Source organism: Paracoccus sp. NBH48 (genome assembly GCF_015390265.1).
GTDB classification, from domain to species: domain Bacteria; phylum Pseudomonadota; class Alphaproteobacteria; order Rhodobacterales; family Rhodobacteraceae; genus Paracoccus; species Paracoccus marcusii.
In genome coordinates this window covers 333,269-350,205 of the sequence record NZ_VUOJ01000004.1, presented here as the reverse complement: position 1 = coordinate 350,205, position 16,937 = coordinate 333,269, and the positions used below count along the sequence as shown (strand labels likewise).

Genomic DNA, 16,937 nt, shown 5'->3' with positions numbered 1-16,937 from the left:
GGATATGCAGGGATGCCGGATCAGTCCGGGGCGACGACGACACCCCAGGGCTGCTGCCCCACGGGAACCGAGCGGACGACCTCGTTGGCGGCCACGTCGATGATCGACACGTCGTTGGAATTGCCGTTGGTGGTATAGAGGTATTTCTCGTCCGGGCTGAAGGCCAGCTGCCAGACCCGCTGCCCGACCAGCAGGTAATCGGTCACCTCGTCGGTGGCAGCGTCGATCACGGCGACCCGGTTGGCCGGCCCCAGGGCCACGAACAGCTTGGACCCGTCGGACGTCACACGCGCGCCGACCGGCTGGATCGCCTCCGGCAGGACGCCGGGGATGTCGAAACTGATCTTCTTGGTGATCGTCTGCGTGGCCGGGTCGATCACGCTGACCGTGCCGCCGATCTCGGACGTCACGTACAGCTTGGTTCCGTCGGCCGTGTACTGGGCAAAGCGCGGGCGGCTGTCGACCAGCACGTTGGCGGTGATCTGGAACGTCTCGGTGTCGATGAAATGCGCCATGTTCGTCGTTTCCGACGTGTTGATCACGACCTTGCCATCGGGGCTGACGCCCATGCCCTCGGGCTCGACGCCGACCGGCACCTCGGCCAGCATCTGGTGGGTCTTGGTGTCGACCACGGTGACGATGTTGTCGTCCTCGTTGGCGATGAACAGCGGGTTGCCCGACGGGTGCAGCACGAACAGTTCCGGGTCGGGACCGGACGGCAGGGTGTGCATCTCCTCCATCGTCTCGGGGTTGAAGACGCGCACCAGGTTGTCGTCCGACGCGCAGACATACAGCTCGGTCCCGTCGGGGCTGATGGTGATGCCGCGGGGGCGGTTGCCCACGGGATAGGTTCCGATGACCTCGAACGTCTCTCCGTCCAGGACGGTGACGTCGTTGCTGCGTTCGTTGGTGACGAAGACGCGGTTCGCCAGGGCGGGTCCGGCGGCAAGCATCAGCGCAAGCCCGGTGGTGGCACTCAGAAGATGTCGCATGCGGCCTCTCAGAATTGGCATTGGGTTTCGGGGCGGTCGACGCCCAGCGTGTCCAGCTGGCTGGTCTGATGCAGGTACTGGTCCTGCGGGCTGACCGAGGTGGTCAGCACGCCGGTGGTCAGCAGGATGGGTTGGCGCACCTGGTGGTCCCAGTCGCGCACTGTCAGGGCTTGGCCCTTGAACCCCGCGACGTCGAAATCGGGGGACAGGATGAACTCCGTCAGCGCGGCGGGGTCGCCGGAATTGGTGCGGGTCGCCGCCTCTCCAACGATGCGCAGCGACAGCCAGGTCTGGTAATCCTCCTCGCGGATCGGGCGGGCGGCCAGCTTCTCGAAGCGGTTCTGAAACTGGGTGCCGCCCCAGGCCTCCATCGCCGGGTGCCAGCTGCGCGGAACCAGCCCGGCGGATCCCGCCACTGGGCGCGCGTCCCAGGTCAGATAGGGCAGATAGGCGGCGAAGACGTCCGCCTCGTCCGCGGCAATGACCACATCATGGTCCGCGGCGCGCTGCGTAAAGACGGGCATCTGCGCCTGGACCTGCACGTGACCGCTGTCAGTGCGGCGCGCGCCGCCGGTATCGGTGTATTCACGCTCCTCGACGATTTGGGCGCCGAACTTGGCGGCGCTGGTGCGCCAGGCCTGGGCCAGGGCCTGGTCCTCGGGGTGGCTGCCGTGGATCAGGAACCAGCGGGGCCAGTTCTTCCACATCAGGAACTGCGTCATGGCGTCGGTCAGCATCGCACGGCTCGGCGCGACGTGGATCGTGTTGAACCGGCAATCGGTCCCGCGCAGGTTGTCGCCGCGCGCCATCGCATTAAAGACCATCGCCCGGTCCCCCGCCTGATCGGCCAGGGCCAGGGTCGTCGCGTCATCGGCCAGAAGCACGATGAACTGCACCCCCTCGTCCAGCAGGCGTGCCATCTCGGCCTCGGCGGTCTCGGGGGTTGCGGCGACCTCCTCGGCCTCGAAGTCCTGGCCCATGAAGCGGCCGGTGGTGTCGTTATCCTCGATCGCCAGGCGCGCGCCTGCAAAACCCAGATCGGCGGGCATCAGGTCCAGCCGCGAGATCGGCGGCAGGCCAGGGTCGTCGACCCGCAGCACGGCCGTGCGGATCTGCACCGGGTCCGGGGTCTGGGCCGCGACGGGCTGGGCCAGTGCCACGGCACCAGCCAAAAGTCCCATGATTCCTTTGAACATTTCGTCTCTCCCTGCAGGCATGGTGGGGGGTGATCCGGAATGCGGCAAGCCGGTTATTGTTCCCGTTTCGTCCGGGAACTTTTCCCTCAACCCAAAGTCGGGGGCGGCTGCACCTTTTGTCTTAATGGACGCCTGCCCGACCCCGGCGCATGGTCAGGGGATGACCCGTTTCAGCCTGATATCGGCCTTGCTGCTGGCCCCCATGGCCGCCCTTGCCCAGCCGGCACCGCCCCCGGGGACCGCGACCTGGTTCGGCCTGCATTACATCGACACTTCGACCGAGGGCGCCATCAACGGCGTCCGCGCGGACGAAACCGCGCGCATCGCCATGGTCGAGGATTTCATCGCAGAAGACCTGACCGGACGCGGCTTTGCCCTGACACCGCCCCCGGCCGAGGCGGTGGCGGGCATCCTGAACCCGGTCCGGTCGAACGGCGCCGATACCAAGATCGCCCGCGGGATGGGATCGGACTATGCCATCGCCGGAGAGGTGCAGAAGGTCTCCAACCTGATCCAGTCGGTCAATCTGACCCTGCGCGATGCCGAAACCGGAGAGACCGTGCGCGCCGGATCGGTCGAGATCCGCGGCAACACCGATGACGCGTTCCGGCGCGGCTACAGCTATCTGCTGAGAAATGTGATCTTTCGGGAGGAACGGAAGGAATGAGGACGACGACAGTTCTGGCGGGCGCGCTTGGTGCGGTGCTGGCCCTGACGGGGATGGCGGGGGCGCATGGCCCGTCGCGCCTGAAGACGGAAAAGACCGTGACGCTGGATGCCACCCCCGCCGAGGTGTGGGAGGTGATCGGCCGCTTCGACGACATGAGCTGGCATCCGGTGGTCGCATCGACCGCGATGACGCCCGAGGGCGCGGCGGCGGACGTTCCCGACGAATCGACCCGCGTGCTGACGCTGAACGGCGACGGGGCGCCCACCATCACCGAACAGCTGATGGCCATCGACAACGACAAGATGATGTACAAGTACATGATCACCGAGGTCGACACGGCGGTCCTGCCGGTGACCAACTACTCCTCGACGCTGCAGGTCAGCGACAAGGACGGCAAGGCCGAGGTCCTGTGGAAGGGCGGCTTCTATCGCGGTTTCCCGAACAACGAACCCCCGGCCGAACTGAACGACGATGCTGCCATCGCGGCGGTCGACGGCGTCTATCAGGCCGGGCTGGACGCCTTGGCGGAACGCTTTGGCCGCGTCGAATAGGTGCGGGGTGCTTTCCTGGCGCTGCTGCTGACAGGGTCCCCGGTCTTGGCCGGGGATCTTGCGTTCGTGACCTCGCAGAACGCCGATGCGTTGTCGGTGATCGACCTGGGGACGGGCGCGATCGTCGCGACGGCCGACATTCCAGATGCCCCTGCGCCTGTAGCCTATGACCCGCAGGCCGGGCGCGTCTATGTCATTGCCGCCGACAGCGGACGCCTGCACGTGCTGGACGAAGACGCCTTGCCCTTGGCCCATCGGGACCTGGGCGCCGGGGCCTTCGGATTGGCCGCGGCGGGCGATGGCGGGGTCTTCGTCACCGACTGGTACGGTGCGCGGCTGACGCGGCTGGACGCCGACCTGCAGCCGGTCTGGAGCGCGCCCACCGGCGACGCGCCGGCGGGCGTGGCGACCGACGGTATGGGCCTGGTGGCCACGGCGGATCGTGATGCGGATCAGATCAGCATCTTTGACGCAGGGACGGGCGCGCTGCTGCATCGCGTGGCGACGGCCGGGGCGCATCCCTTCGGCGTGACCTTCCATGACGGGCGGCTGTTTTCGGCGGATGTGCAGGGGGATATGGTGTCGGTCATCGATCCGGTCGCAGGGCAGCTGACGGGCCGGGTGCCGACCGGCAGCCATCCCTATGCCGTCGCCTTTGCCGAGGGGCGGGGTTTCGTCACCGACCAGTATGACGGCACCGTCACCGTGTTCGACGCGGTTACACTGGAGCCGGTGGGGACCGTCACCGTGGGCGATTATCCCGAAGGAATCGCAACCTTGCCCGACGGCAGCGGCGTCGCCGTCGCGAACTGGGATTCGGACACGCTTACGATTCTGGACGCAAAGACGCTGGTGGTGACGCACAGCATCGACATGCCGTCAGGTCCCCGCGCCTTCGGCAGCTTTACGGGGCGACAGGCTCCACGGTGACCAGCGGCTGGCCGGCTTGTTCCCAGGCATCCGTGCCGCCGGGGAACCAGATCACCGGGTCAAAGCCCCATTCGACCGCCCGCCGCGCGGCGTTCCAGCTCATCCAGCAGTCGGACCGGCAAAAGATCACCACGGGGCGATCGGGATCGCCGGCCTTGGCGCGGGTCAGCCCGTCGCGCAGGCGCGCCTCCTCGGCTGGGGACAGGGCTTCGTACCCTGTGTCCCACAGCCATTCGGCGCCGGGAATCGAGCGGTGGGGCGGCTCGTTCCAGATCGTCCCTTCTGGAAGGCCCGCGGGCTTGGCCTTGGGCCGCGGCAGCACGTCCAGAAACGCCGCCTGCCCCTGCAGGGCGATGGCCTGACCCACATCGATGACCTGCGCCCCGGCCAGCGTCGCAGGAACCGGAGAGCGATAGGGTTCGCCGTGATAGGTGTCGGGCTCAGGCACGGTTTCGGCCCGCGCCGCGGGTGCCAGCAGCAGCGCCAGCACCAGCAGCCGGATCACGGCAGCACTTCCTTGCCATAGTCGTCGACCAGCGGCACCCCGGCATCGTGCAGGATCTGGTTGATGCCGTCCTGATTGCGACGGATCAAGCTGTTCAGCTCGCGCTTCCATTCCTGCTCCTCGGGGCGCACCCCCATGGTGATGCGGAAGAACAGGCGCGGCGACGCCTCCTCGTGCAGCAGGGGCGTGAATTGCAGGTCGGGGTCGTCCTTGACGCGCGGTCCGGCCAACGGGCCCCACAGCACGGCGGCGCCCGTCGCACCGCTGCGGACATCCTCCAGCAGATCGCCCATCGGATCCTCGACCCGGCGGTCAACGAACAGATCCGCGCCGCGCATGTTGGGCGCCAGACCCGCCCGCGCCAGATGCGTGGCAGGCGGCGTGCCCGCCACGACGCCGATGCCGACCTCCTTCAGCGCCGGGTCGCTGAGGCGGTCAACCTTGGCCAGCGGACCGTCCCTGCGCGTCACGATGCCATAGACCGAGGTGTAGTAGTGGTTGGTGTTCTGGACCAGTTCGTCCCCTTGGGCATAACCGATCACCACGTCGCAGTTGCCCTCCCGCAGGGTGCGCTGCACGAAACCCATGCCCGACGGGAACCAGAAATAGGTCACCGGCAGTCCAAGCTGCTGGCCGAAGAACTCGGCCAGCTTGTTCTCGAACCCGCTGCCGTCGCGGCTGGACATCGGCGCGTTCGCGGGGTCGGCGCAGACCCGAAACTGGGTGGTGGAGCGCAGGTCCGCCACTTGGGCCGCGGCCGGGGTGGACAAAACCCCCACCGCCAGCACCAGCCCGGCAAGGCGTCCTAGGGCCGTCAACTGGACATGCAGGAATCTTCCTGCGCGGTATAGTCTTCGGACTTGTCGGCGCGTTCCGCCGGACGACCGCGACCGATCTCGCCGGTGCCATGCGCCAGCAGATAGACATAGATGTCGTCGATATAGCACCAGACGTTCTTGTTGGTGCCGAAGGCCGGCATGACCGAGTTCGTGCCCTGCCGGCCCGACGCCACGGTCTGCATGAAGTCGTAATAATCCATGCGCAGCACCGATTCCTTCAACGCAGGGGCGTAGGTCGACCCCTCGCCGTCAGGACCGTGGCAGACATGGCATTCCGCGTGATAGCGGCGGAAACCGTTGAAGGTCGCGAAATCGACGACGCCATCTTCGACCTTGAAGGTCGGAATGCCCTCGTCATTGCGCCAGCGGCCGTCCAGTTCCTCGACCGGGGTCATGTCCTGGCCGTTGGGCAGGACATGGGCGCCTGCCGCTGCGGTCTCGGTCCCTTCGGCGGCTGCGTCGGCTGCAGGTTCGGCGGCTGCGGCATCGGCGGGGGCCTCTGCCGCGGCATCACCCGACACGGCGGCGGCCGCACCAGCGCCCGCGTCCGCCGGGGGCGTCGTTTCGGTCTGCGCCCAAGCCATGCCGGCCAAGGACGCGCCCAGGACCAGCGCCGTGAGGCTGGTGATGGCTTTCATGTCGGAAGTCCTCCCAAAGTCGTCTGTCTCCTCAGACGGTTCCGCCCCAGTCTAGTGCTGGGGCGGCGCCGTCATAGGTCACGCTTGCGTATGCGGAACGAAAGTATGAGACGCCCCGCGGCCGGCAGATCAGTCCGGCAGTTCGAACACGGTCAGCTGACCGCCCAATTCGGTATAGTCGCTGAGGGCCGCATAGCCGCCCACGGCACCCAGACCGTCATTGGGATTGGTCAGACCGGCCGCCAGACCGATGCCGGCCCATCCGCCGACACCCGACAGAACCGCGACATACTGCTTGCCGTTGTTCTCGTAGGTCATCGTGTTGCCGATGATGCCCGACGGCGTCTTGAAGCTGTAGAGCTCCTCGCCCGTCTCGGCGTCGACAGCCTTCAGGTAACCTTCCAGCGTGCCGTAGAAGACCACGTCGCCCGCGGTCGCCAGGGCGCCCGACCAGACCGAGAACTGCTCCGGCAGCGACCACTTGATCTCGCCCGCGACGGCGTCCCAGGCGATGAAGTTGCCCATGCCGCCATGGCTTTCGGGGGCCGGATACATCGACAGCGTCGCGCCGACATAGGGCTGACCCGCGGTATAGGCGACGCGGAAGGGTTCATAGTCCATGCAGACGTGGTTGGTCGGCACATAGAACAGGCCGGTCTTCGGCGAATAGGACGCCGGCTGCTGGTCCTTGGATCCCAGCGCCGCCGGGCAGACGCCAGTGGTGTTGGTGTCCTCGCCGTTCTGGGCGGTCGAGTATTCCGACACGACCAGAGGACGGCCGTAGGTCTCGGAGTCCTTGTTCATATCGACTTCGGTCGCCCAGTTGACGGCCGGGTCGAACTTTTCGGCCACCAGCAGTTCGCCCGTCTCGCGGTCCAGCGTGTAGCCGAAGCCGTTGCGGTCGAAGTTCACCAGCAGCTTGCGCATCTGGCCGTCGATTTCCTTGTCGACCAGGATGTTCTCGTTCACGCCGTCATAGTCCCATTCGTCATGGGGCGTCTTCTGGTAGAACCACTTGGCCATGCCGGTATCGGCGTCGCGGGCCATGATGGTCATGGACCAGCGGTTGTCACCGGGACGCTGCGACGGGTTCCAGGTCGACGGGTTGCCGGTGCCGTAATAGATCAGGTTCAGGTCCGGGTCATAGGAATACCAGCCCCAGGTCGAACCGCCGCCGATCTTCCACTGATCGCCTTCCCAGCTGTTCAGCGAGCTGTCGGCACCGATGGGCTTGCCCAGGTGCATGGTGGTTTCCGGATCGACCAGCATCTCCTCGTCGGGGCCGGTCGAATAGGCCTTCCAGACCTCGGACCCGTCGGCCAGGCTGTAGGCGGTGACGCGGCCGCGCACGCCGTATTCGCCGCCCGACACGCCCACGATCACCTTGTCGCCCACGGGCAGCACGGTCGCGGTGTTCGTCTCGCCGATGGCCGGATCGCCGGTCTTGACCGACCACTTGACCTCGCCGGTCTTGGCGTCAAGCGCCACCAGCGTCGTGTCGGCCTGGTGCGACAGGATCAGTCCGTCTGCATAGGCCGGACCGCGATAGACGGTGTCGCAGCACATGACCGCGATGACCTCGGGATCCTGCTGGGGCGTGTAGCGCCACAGGATCTTGCCATTGTCGTTCAGGTCCAGCGCGAAGATGTTGTTCGGAAAGGGCGTGTGGACATACATCACGTTGTCCACGACCAGCGGCCCGCCCTCGTGTCCGCGCAGCACGCCGGTCGAGAAGGTCCAGGCGACACGCAGATCGCCGACGTTCTCACGGGTGATCTGGTCCAGTTCGGAATACCGGGTGTTGGCATAGTCACCGGTCTGGATGGCCCATTGTCCGGCCTCGGCGGTCTCGGTCAGGACGCTTTCATTCGCGTAAGCCGATGCGCCGGTCAAAAGCAGCGCGACAGCCGCGCTGTTCAAGAGATGTTTCATCGAGTGCTCCTCCGCTCCCTGGATAAGCGCCGCGGATTTCCTCCCCCCGCGGCATTCCATGTCCAAGTAGTTGGTCGGGCACCCCCTTGCGTCAATCGCGGCCCCTGCCCTTTGCCCCTAAAGTCTTATGGGAAAACGGCAGGGGCATCGGGAATGTTCGGCAATCGGTTCAGACCAGCCGTTCGGCATGCCAGAAGACATGGTCGGCCATGAAGCTCTGGACGAAGAAGTAGCTGTGGTCATAGCCCGGATGCATGCGGAACTGACCGGGCTGGCGGCGTGCCATCATCGCGTGGGCCAACGATTCGGGACGCAGCAGGTCCAGGAACTGGTCGTTGGCGCCCTGGTCGATCAGCACCTCTCCGGGATAGCCCTTCTCGGTCATCAGCAGCGTCGCGTCATGGGCCCGCCACGTGGCGCGATCCTCGCCCAGATAGGCCGTGAACTGCTTGCGGCCCCAGTCCGATTCCGTCGGGTTCGCGATCGGAGAGAAGGCCGACACCGACTTGTAGCGGTCGGGATGGGTCATCGCGATGGTCAGCGCGCCGTGCCCGCCCATCGAATGGCCGGTGATGCCCATCGCATCGCGGTCGATGGCGAAATTGTCGGACACCAGTTCGGGCAGTTCATGAACGATGTAATGCCACATCTGGAAATGCGGCTTCCACGGGTCCTGCGTGGCGTTCACGTAAAAGCCCGCGCCCTGGCCCAGGTCATAGGCCTCGTCGTTGGCCACACCCTCGCCGCGGGGCGAGGTGTCGGGAAAGATGATGGCGATGCCGGCCTCGTCGCACCACTGCTGGGCGGCGGCCTTGGTCATCGCGTTCTCATGGTTGCAGGTCAGGCCGGACAGGTACCACAGAACCGGTACGCGCCCGTGTAGCGCCATCTCCGGCAGGTAGACGGCAAAGGTCATGTCGGTGCCGGTGGCCTGCGACTTGTGGCGATAGACGCCCTGGGTGCCGCCGAAGCTGCGGGTTTCGGACAGGGTCTCAAGGCTCATCGGGCTCTCCCTTCAGGGTGTGGAACATGACCAGCCCATCGACCGGTCCAAGCTGGGGATGACGAAACGCCCCCGGCAGCCGGCCGACAATGGAAAATCCGGCCTTCTGCCACAAATGGACGGCATCGGCATTGGTCGACACCACGAAATTGAACTGCATCGCGGCGAATCCCTGCGCGGCGGCCCAAGATTTCGCATGTTCGACCAGCCCGCGGGCGACGCCCCGCCCCCGCGCGTCCGGATGGGTCGCAAAGGACGCGTTGGCGACATGCGACCCGCCTGCGGGGCGGTTCGCGCCCACATGGCTTGTCCCCAGGATGCGGCCGTCCAGCACCGCGACGAAGGCCGTGAAGGGATGCGCGAACCAGTCGGCGATCGCCTCGGGGCGGGTGATGTCGCGGGGGATGCAATAGGTCTCTCCGGCACGATAGACGGGCTCCAGGATGGCCCAGATCGCATCGTGATCGGCGGGGGTGGCCGGGCGGATGGTCAATCCGCCCCCTGCCGTCATTTCAGGTCGTCCGCGCTGCGGATCACTTGGCCCAGCAGGCCGTAATCCAGCGCCTCCTGCGTGTTCAGCCAGAAATCGCGCTGCGTGTCCTTTTCGATCCGCTCGACCTTCTGACCGGTCGCCTCGGCGAAGATCTGGTTCAGGCGATCGCGCATCAGGCGCACCTGTTCCGCCTGGATCATCATGTCCGAGGACGTGCCGCCGATCCCGCCCGAGGGCTGGTGGATCAGGAAGCGGGTGTTGGGCAGGCAGTAGCGGTTTTCCTTCTTCGCCGCGACGAAGATCAGCGCGCCGGCGCTGGCGACCCAGCCCGACCCGATGGTGCGCACGGTGGGACGGATGAACTTGACCACGTCGTGGATCATGTCGCCCGATTCCACATGTCCGCCGGGGGACGAGATCAGCATGTTGATCGGCTTGTCGCTTTCCTCGGCCAGGGCCAGAAGGTGGGCCACGGTGCGCTGCGCCAGCTTGTCGTTGATGGCGCCGGCGACGATCACCGTGCGCGACTTGAAGTACAGCTTGCCGATCTTGTCGCCTTCGGGCAGGCCCAGCCCGCCCTCTTCCTTGTGGCGGCGGTCGTCTTCTTGCGGTTCGTCGTCGTCATCGTCCAGCCACTGGTGACGCATCGGCCTGCTCCTTGTTCTCTCTCTCATGGCGACGGCGGGACCGGGGCCCCGCCGTTCTTTTACCTAAGCAGCCATGAAGGATCAGTAAAGGACGACCGAGCGGATCGATTCACCGTGATGCATCAGATCGAAGCCCTTGTTGATGTCGTCCAGCGGCATCGTGTGGGTGATCATCGGGTCGATCTCGATCTTGCCGTCCATGTACCAGTCGACGATCTTGGGCACGTCGGTCCGACCGCGCGCGCCACCGAAGGCCGTGCCCTTCCAGACCCGGCCGGTGACCAGTTGGAACGGGCGGGTGCTGATCTCGGCGCCCGCCGCGGCCACGCCGATGATCACCGACACGCCCCAGCCCCGATGGGTGCATTCCAGCGCGTCGCGCATCACCTTGGTGCTGCCGGTCGCGTCAAAGCTGTAATCGGCGCCGCCGATCTGGTCGAAGGGGGTCTTGGTCATCTCGACGATGTGCTGGACGATGCCGCCGTCGATTTCCTTGGGATTGACGAAATGCGTCATGCCGAAGCGTTCGGCCATCTCGCGGCGGTCGTTGTTCAGATCGACGCCGATGATCATGTCCGCGCCCGCCAGCCGCAGGCCCTGCACGACGTTCAGGCCGATGCCGCCCAGGCCAAAGACCACCGCCTTGGCGCCGATCTCGACCTTGGCGGTGTTGATCACCGCGCCGATGCCGGTGGTCACGCCGCAGCCGATATAGCAGATCTTGTCGAAGGGTGCGTCCTCGCGGACCTTGGCGACTGCAATCTCGGGCAGGACCGTGTGATTGGCGAAGGTCGAGCAGCCCATGTAGTGATAGATCGGCGTGCCATCCAGCATGCTGAAACGGGTCGTGCCGTCGGGCATCAGGCCCTTGCCCTGGGTCGCGCGGATCTTGGTGCACAGGTTCGTCTTGCCCGACAGGCAGGACGCGCATTCGCGGCATTCGGGCGTGTAGAGCGGGATGACGTGATCGCCGACCTTCAGCGAGGTCACGCCGGGGCCGACCTCGACCACGACGCCCGCGCCCTCATGGCCCAGGATGGCGGGGAAGATACCTTCCGGGTCGTCGCCCGAACGGGTGAATTCGTCGGTATGGCAGATACCGGTGGCCTTGATTTCGATCATGACCTCGCCGGCCTTGGGGCCTTCCAGGTTGACCTCCATCACTTCCAGCGGTTTGCCGGCCTCTAGGGCCACGGCGGCACGGGTTCTCATGACTATTCTCCTGTTCCCTCACGGGCTTGTCGGTCGGGCGTTTCAGTCAGGTCTAAGGGGCCGACAAGCGGCCCCTTGGCTGTTCTTCCAGTCTAATGCGCATCCCCGTCAAGCGGGCAGCGCACCGGAGCGCTTGGCGATGCTGGTGGCGATCGCGTCCATCAGCGGCGGGGACAGTGCGTCATAGGGCTCCAGCCCCAATTCGCGCAGGCGCGAACGGATGCCGTCCATGCGGCTTGGTTCAACCCCCGATTCGATGACGGAGCTGACGAATGCCGCGAATTCCGGCGCCGACCAACCCTGTTCCCCCGACAGTTCGGTATGCACGAAGTCCAGCCCGTAGAACGGATGGTCCTTGTTCTCGATCCGGCCGTACATATGCACGCCGCACTCGCGGCAGCGCTGGCGCTGGATTGCGGCCCCAGCGTCCACGACCTCCAGCTTGTCGGCGCCCTCCAGGACCTCGACGGAATCGCGGGACACCACGGCGATCTGGCTGAACACCGCATCGTCGGGTTTCCAGCACTTGGTGCAGCCGCAGACATGGTTGTGGGCGGTCTGCGCGCTGACCCGGACCTTGACCGGGTTGGTCGCGCAGTGACACGTCAGGACCCCGCCCGAGAAGCCCGGGCTGCCTTTCGCGATGCCGTGATCGACGGCAGGGTGGATATGCACCCCCTGAGTGCTGGTCATCATCCCCTCCTCTGGCTGACCGGTGTGACCAAGCGTCGCGCCATCGGGAACATTCGGCAAGTCAGCGGAAGGTAGCAGCCCGGCCCGCGGACCGGGCTGCGAATCGGTCAGCTGGCGGGGGTCGAGGACACGCCGACCTTGGCCGGGCGCAGCAGGCGGTCGTGCAGCATGAAGCCGTTATCCATCACCTGGATGATGTGGCCCGCGACGGTGCCGGGGACCGCGGCCTCGAACATCGCCTCGTGGTGGGTGGGGTCGAACTTGTCGCCGGCCTCGGGGCGGATGATGGTCACGCCGTGCTTGGTGAACACGTTGGACAGCTCGCGCAGGGTCAGTTCGACCCCCTCGATCAGGGCGGCGGCGGCGGTGCGCTGCTCCTCTCCCGCGGCGTCCAGCGCGCGGGTCAGGGCGTCATGCACGGGCAGCAGGTCGCGTGCCAGGCGCGATCCGCCGTAATTCTCGGCGTCGCGGCGGTCCTTGTCGGCCCGCTTGCGCGAGTTTTCGGCATCGGCCAGCGCGCGCATCCACTTGTCGCGCAGCTCGTCGCGCTCGGCGGTTAGCTGGGCCAGCGCGTCATCGGGCTCTGCCAGGGGGTCATCCATGAATTCGTCCATGGGCTGTTCGTTCTGCTCGGTCATTTCACTTCATCCTTTCCGGCCGGACAGCACCCGCCCGACCAGCTGCGCGGTATAATCGACGATCGGCACGATCCGGCCGTAATTCAGCCGGGTCGGCCCGATGACACCCACCGCACCCACAATTTTCCGGTCGGCATTCATATAGGGTGAAACCACCAGAGCGGAACCCGAAAGTGAAAAAAAGCTTGTTCTCGGAGCCGATGAAAATGCGCACACCCTCGCCCCGTTCGGTCAGTTCCAGGAACTCGACGATGTCGCGCTTGCGTTCCAGGTCGTCGAACAGCACGCGGATGCGGTCCAGGTCGGCGGCCTCGCGGTCCAGCAGGTTCGCGCGTCCCCGCACGATCAGGCGCGGGTCGGTGGCCTCGGCCCCCCACAGCGCGATGCCCGATTCCACCAGCTCTGCGGCCAGCACGTCCAGTTCGCGCCTGCGGGCGTTGATCTGCTGGGACAGATGGCCGCGCAGTTCGGCCAACGTCTTGCCCTCGGCCATGGCGTTCAGGAAATTGCCGGCCTCGCGCATCGAAGACGGGGTCTGGCCGGGCGGCGGGGTAAAGATGCGGTTCTCGACATGGCCGTCGGCAAAGACCAGAACCACCAGCGCCCGATCCGGCCCCAGGCTGACGAATTCAATATGGCGGATCGGCGCTTCGTGCTTGGGCATCAGGACCAGCGACGCGCCGCGCGTGATCGAGGACAGCGCCGTGCTGACGCGGTCCAGCAGCACCCCGGTCTCGGGGTCGTCATTGCCAAGCGTCTGGTCGATGGCGGCACGGTCGCTCGAATTGACGGCGTCGATCTCCATCATGCCGTCGACGAACAGGCGCAGGCCCATCTGCGACGGCAGGCGCCCCGCGGATGCATGCGGGCTGTCCAGCAGGCCCATGAATTCCAGGTCCTGCATCACGTTTCGGATGGTCGCGGCGCTGACCTTTTCGGACAACGCGCGGGTCAGGGTGCGAGAGCCCACCGGCTCTCCGGTCTCCAGATAGGATTCGACGACCCGGCGAAACACCTCGCGGGACCGGTCGTTCATCTCGTGCAGCAGCGATTCCTGGTTCATGCGCCCCGTCTTGTGACCCCCGGTGGGGTTGCGTGATGGTGCCCCCGGACGGTATGGGCATCCTAACCTCACGAAAAGGAACAGTCATGCGCCCGTCCGGCCGGAATCTAGCCCAAATGCGTCCGATTTCAATTGAAACCGGGGTGATGCGCCACGCCGAGGGGTCCTGTCTGATCCGGTGCGGCGACACGCATGTCCTGTGCACCGCCACCATCGAGGACAACCCGCCGCGTTTCCTGAAAGGCACCGGCCTGGGCTGGGTCACGGCCGAATACGGCATGCTGCCACGCGCCACGAACACGCGCAACCGCCGCGAGGCAGCCCAGGGCAAGCAGTCGGGCCGCACGCAGGAGATCCAGCGCCTGATCGGCCGCAGCCTGCGCGCGGGCATCGATCGCAGCGCCCTGGGCGAACGCCAGATCAGCATCGACTGCGACGTGATCCAAGCGGACGGCGGCACGCGCTGTGCGTCCATCACCGGGGGCTGGGTGGCGCTGCGTTTGGCGGTGAACAAGCTGCTGAAGGCCGGCGCCATCTCCAGCGATCCGATCCTGGACCACGTGGCGGCCGTCAGCTGCGGCATCTATGCGGGTCAGCCGCTTCTGGACCTGGACTATGCCGAGGACAGCGAGGCCGGGACCGACGGCAACTTCGTGCTGACCGGTGCGGGGCGCCTGATCGAGGTGCAGATGTCGGCCGAAGGCGCGACCTTCTCGCGCGACGAGATGGGACGTCTGCTGGACCTGGCCGAGGCCGGGATGGCCGATCTGGTCGCAGCGCAGAAGGCGGCCGTGGCATGAGGCAGTTCACCGACAAGCGGCTGCTGGTCGCGACGCACAACGCCGGCAAGCTGGACGAGATGCGCGCCCTGCTGGCGCCCTATGGCGTCGAGGTGGTCGGCGCGGCCCAGATGGGCCTGGCCGAACCCGCCGAAACCGAGGACAGCTTCGTCGGCAATGCCCGCATCAAGGCACGCGCCGCCATGGAGGCGACCGGCCTGCCCGTCCTGTCGGACGACAGCGGCATCTGCGTCGATGCCTTGGGCGGCGCGCCGGGTGTACAGACCGCGGACTGGGCCGAAACGCCCCAGGGCCGCGATTTCGCCATGGCCATGGAGCGCACCTGGCGCGAACTGGAGGCGGTGGGCGCCCCTGCCCCGCGTCGCGCGCAGTTCCGCTGCACGCTGGTGCTGATGTGGCCCGACGGCCACGAGGAGGTGTTCGAGGGCGTTCTGCCGGGCCAGGTCGTCTGGCCGCCGCGCGGGGCCGAGGGTCACGGCTATGACCCGATCTTCCAGCCCGACGGACACCCCGTCACCCTGGGAGAGATGCCCGCCAAGACCAAGAACAGCCTCAGCCATCGCGCCCGCGCCGTGTCGCGCATGATCGAGGCCTGCTTTGCATAGGCTGACCACCGGATCGCCCTTCGAGGCGCGGCTGGCTTACAGCCGCGCCGTGGTCAAGGGCGACTGGTGCTTCGTGTCGGGTGTCACCGGCTACGACTATGCCGACATGACCATGCCGGAGGATGCCTGCCAGCAGGCGCGCAACTGTTTCACGACGATCTTCTTAGTGCTGGAGCAGGCGGGCTTTGCGCCCGCCGACATCGTTCGGGTGCAGTACACGATCACCGATGCCGCGCTGGTCGACGTCATTGCCCCTGCCCTGTCCGATGCGCTTGGCGACATCCGGCCTGCGGCCACGATGGTGGTCGCGGGCCTGATCCGCCCCGAGATGCGCGTCGAGATCGAAGTCACGGCGTTCCGCGGATGACGGTCCCGGGCGAGGATTGGCGTACCGGGGGTTCGGCCTTTATGTGCATTGGCCCTTCTGCGCGGCCAAGTGTCCCTATTGCGATTTCAACAGCCATGTCGTGGCCCATGTCGATCAGCGCCGATGGGCAGACGCTCTGTCCGCCGAGATCGCACGCCTTGCCGCCGAAACGCCGGACCGGCATCTGGGCAGCATCTTCTTTGGAGGCGGTACCCCATCGCTGATGCTGCCCGAGACGGTCGATGCGGTGATCCGCGCCGCCCGGGCCGGATGGGGCTTTGCCAACGACATCGAGATATCGCTGGAAGCCAATCCGACCAGCGTCGAAAAGGGCCGCTTTCGCGGATTTGCCGATGCGGGCGTGAACCGCCTGTCGATGGGCATCCAGGCACTGAACGACACCGACCTGCACCGGCTTGGCCGCATGCATTCCGTGGCCGAGGCGCGCACGGCATTCGACGTCGCGCGCAGCGTCTTCGACAGGGTTAGTTTCGACCTGATCTATGCCAGACAGGGCCAGGATCGCACCGCCTGGCGGGCGGAACTGCGCGAGGCGCTGTCCATGGCCGTAGATCATCTGTCGCTGTATCAGCTGACGATCGAGCCCGGCACCGCCTTTGGCGCGCGGGCCGAGGCGGGCAAGCTGCGCGACCTGCCGGATGACGACCTGTCAGCCGACATGTATTTCGACACCCAGGACCTGTGCGAGGCTGCCGGCATGGGATGCTATGAGATTTCGAACCACGCCCGCCCCGGCGCGCAGAGCCGTCACAATCTGGTCTACTGGCGCCAGGGGGACTGGGCGGCCGTCGGTCCCGGTGCGCATGGACGGCTGACCCTGCCACACGGACGCATGGCGACCGAGGCGCATCGCATGCCCGGAGCCTGGCTGCAGGCGGTGGAAACCACCGGAACCGGAGAGGTGCCGCGCGACGCCATTCCCGCGCATGAGCAGGCGACCGAGTACCTGTTGATGTCCCTGCGCCTGACCGAAGGCCTGAACGAAGCGCGCTATGCGGCCCTGTCCGGTAAGCCGCTGGAGGAGCATGCGGTGACGTCACTGATCGACATGGGGATGATCGACCGCCGTGATGGGCGCATCCGGGCAACCGCGCAGGGCCGGCCGGTGCTGAACGCGATTCTGCGCGAACTGGCGGCCTGAC

At 66.4% G+C, this 16,937-nt stretch carries 18 protein-coding genes and 2 pseudogenes; 7 read left to right on the top strand and 13 right to left on the bottom strand.

Features of this window, described 5'->3' with window-relative positions:
* Positions 1–20 precede the first annotated feature (20 nt).
* Together F1642_RS08575 and F1642_RS08570 are read right to left on the bottom strand one after the other, a co-directional pair.
* Entirely contained in the window at positions 21–992 is a 972-nt protein-coding gene (locus F1642_RS08575) for a YVTN family beta-propeller repeat protein (RefSeq protein ID WP_045981881.1), read from the bottom strand.
* A gap of 8 nt (positions 993–1,000) precedes the next feature.
* A complete protein-coding gene (locus tag F1642_RS08570) occupies positions 1,001–2,188 on the bottom strand; it encodes an ABC transporter substrate-binding protein (RefSeq protein ID WP_255522288.1) in 1,188 nt (395 codons plus the stop codon).
* 160 nt (positions 2,189–2,348) lie between these two features.
* On the opposite strand from F1642_RS08570, the gene F1642_RS08565 reads away from it, so the two are divergent.
* From F1642_RS08565 to F1642_RS16500, 3 genes are all read left to right on the top strand, one after another.
* Complete coding sequence (locus F1642_RS08565; protein ID WP_046000541.1) at positions 2,349–2,855, top strand: DUF3280 domain-containing protein; 507 nt, start codon at positions 2,349–2,351, stop codon at positions 2,853–2,855.
* On the top strand, positions 2,852–3,409 hold the full coding sequence (locus F1642_RS08560; protein ID WP_045981884.1) for an SRPBCC family protein: 558 nt from the start codon (positions 2,852–2,854) through the stop codon (positions 3,407–3,409). The genes F1642_RS08565 and F1642_RS08560 overlap by 4 nt, the downstream gene beginning before the upstream one ends.
* Positions 3,410–3,475: 66 nt before the next feature.
* Positions 3,476–4,339: a YncE family protein gene (locus tag F1642_RS16500; RefSeq protein ID WP_194886001.1), complete on the top strand. Its 864-nt coding sequence runs from the start codon at positions 3,476–3,478 to the stop codon at positions 4,337–4,339.
* Here F1642_RS16500 and F1642_RS08550 read toward each other — a convergent pair.
* The 11 genes and pseudogenes from F1642_RS08550 to hrcA form a co-directional block, all read right to left on the bottom strand.
* Positions 4,314–4,844 (bottom strand): PQQ-dependent catabolism-associated CXXCW motif protein, encoded by a 531-nt coding sequence (locus F1642_RS08550; RefSeq protein WP_046000539.1) that lies wholly within the window; start codon positions 4,842–4,844, stop codon positions 4,314–4,316. The genes F1642_RS16500 and F1642_RS08550 overlap by 26 nt on opposite strands.
* Complete coding sequence (locus tag F1642_RS08545; RefSeq protein WP_139598267.1) at positions 4,841–5,662, bottom strand: quinoprotein dehydrogenase-associated putative ABC transporter substrate-binding protein; 822 nt, start codon at positions 5,660–5,662, stop codon at positions 4,841–4,843. The genes F1642_RS08550 and F1642_RS08545 overlap by 4 nt, the downstream gene beginning before the upstream one ends.
* Entirely contained in the window at positions 5,659–6,321 is a 663-nt protein-coding gene (locus F1642_RS08540) for a c-type cytochrome, methanol metabolism-related (RefSeq protein ID WP_046000537.1), read from the bottom strand. Before F1642_RS08540 ends, F1642_RS08545 begins: the two co-directional genes overlap by 4 nt.
* Positions 6,322–6,450: 129 nt before the next feature.
* On the bottom strand, positions 6,451–8,253 hold the full coding sequence (locus tag F1642_RS08535; RefSeq protein ID WP_046000536.1) for a methanol/ethanol family PQQ-dependent dehydrogenase: 1,803 nt from the start codon (positions 8,251–8,253) through the stop codon (positions 6,451–6,453).
* A 169-nt stretch (positions 8,254–8,422) separates the two neighbouring features.
* Positions 8,423–9,256 carry an S-formylglutathione hydrolase gene (gene fghA / locus F1642_RS08530; protein ID WP_046000535.1) on the bottom strand — a complete coding sequence of 278 codons (834 nt, stop codon included), beginning with the start codon at positions 9,254–9,256 and terminating at the stop codon, positions 8,423–8,425.
* Complete coding sequence (locus F1642_RS08525; RefSeq protein WP_194885999.1) at positions 9,246–9,767, bottom strand: GNAT family N-acetyltransferase; 522 nt, start codon at positions 9,765–9,767, stop codon at positions 9,246–9,248. Before F1642_RS08525 ends, fghA begins: the two co-directional genes overlap by 11 nt.
* Positions 9,764–10,396 carry an ATP-dependent Clp protease proteolytic subunit gene (locus tag F1642_RS08520; protein ID WP_045981891.1) on the bottom strand — a complete coding sequence of 211 codons (633 nt, stop codon included), beginning with the start codon at positions 10,394–10,396 and terminating at the stop codon, positions 9,764–9,766. Before F1642_RS08520 ends, F1642_RS08525 begins: the two co-directional genes overlap by 4 nt.
* Positions 10,397–10,477: 81 nt before the next feature.
* Positions 10,478–11,608, bottom strand: a complete 1,131-nt coding sequence (locus F1642_RS08515; protein WP_045981892.1) for an S-(hydroxymethyl)glutathione dehydrogenase/class III alcohol dehydrogenase — start codon at positions 11,606–11,608, stop codon at positions 10,478–10,480.
* A 108-nt stretch (positions 11,609–11,716) separates the two neighbouring features.
* Positions 11,717–12,301: an S-(hydroxymethyl)glutathione synthase gene (gfa, locus tag F1642_RS08510; protein ID WP_194885997.1), complete on the bottom strand. Its 585-nt coding sequence runs from the start codon at positions 12,299–12,301 to the stop codon at positions 11,717–11,719.
* 107 nt (positions 12,302–12,408) lie between these two features.
* Complete coding sequence (locus F1642_RS08505) at positions 12,409–12,939, bottom strand: nucleotide exchange factor GrpE (RefSeq protein ID WP_045981894.1); 531 nt, start codon at positions 12,937–12,939, stop codon at positions 12,409–12,411.
* A 6-nt stretch (positions 12,940–12,945) separates the two neighbouring features.
* Positions 12,946–14,002 (bottom strand): annotated as a pseudogene (gene hrcA / locus F1642_RS08500) (heat-inducible transcriptional repressor HrcA).
* Between the two features lie 86 nt (positions 14,003–14,088).
* Between hrcA and rph the strand changes: the two are divergent.
* The 4 genes and pseudogenes from rph to hemW all read left to right on the top strand — a co-directional run bounded on the left by rph (position 14,089) and on the right by hemW (position 16,936).
* On the top strand, positions 14,089–14,802 hold the full coding sequence (gene rph, locus F1642_RS08495) for a ribonuclease PH (RefSeq protein WP_046000531.1): 714 nt from the start codon (positions 14,089–14,091) through the stop codon (positions 14,800–14,802).
* Positions 14,799–15,407, top strand: coding sequence for a non-canonical purine NTP pyrophosphatase (locus F1642_RS08490; RefSeq protein ID WP_194885996.1), 609 nt, complete (start codon positions 14,799–14,801; stop codon positions 15,405–15,407). The genes rph and F1642_RS08490 overlap by 4 nt, the downstream gene beginning before the upstream one ends.
* Positions 15,400–15,774 (top strand): RidA family protein, encoded by a 375-nt coding sequence (locus F1642_RS08485; RefSeq protein ID WP_148910807.1) that lies wholly within the window; start codon positions 15,400–15,402, stop codon positions 15,772–15,774. The genes F1642_RS08490 and F1642_RS08485 overlap by 8 nt, the downstream gene beginning before the upstream one ends.
* Positions 15,771–16,936 (top strand): annotated as a pseudogene (gene hemW, locus F1642_RS08480) (radical SAM family heme chaperone HemW). Before F1642_RS08485 ends, hemW begins: the two are co-directional and overlap by 4 nt.
* Position 16,937 lies beyond the last annotated feature (1 nt).